Below are 201 nucleotides of genomic sequence, written 5' to 3'. Positions count from 1 at the left end.
GGAGTCGAGTCGGCATCCAGCGCTTGGACATCCGCGTGGTCATTGTTGAGTGTGTACGTCCACTCACCGTCCGCATTGATACTGAAGGTGCCGTAGTTGTCATCTTGAACATCGGTCTGCGCGGTAAACACCGCTTCGTCTAAATCTGGATCGTCAACATTGAGGTTGCCGCCGGTCGTTAGCGTCACGTCTTCTTGCACT

The 201-nt window shown here is 54.2% G+C and carries 1 protein-coding gene; it reads right to left on the bottom strand.

What is annotated here, in order from left to right; translation table 11 throughout:
- Positions 1–201, bottom strand: a 201-nt coding sequence (locus BCT49_RS14130; protein WP_241908086.1) for a VCBS domain-containing protein, incomplete at both ends; no start/stop codon positions are given.

This window comes from Vibrio lentus, from assembly GCF_002875945.1.
Classification (GTDB): Bacteria; Pseudomonadota; Gammaproteobacteria; order Enterobacterales; family Vibrionaceae; genus Vibrio; species Vibrio apostichopi.
The sequence above is the reverse complement of the archived record's forward strand: the minus strand, read 5'-3'. Positions and strand labels throughout refer to the sequence as shown.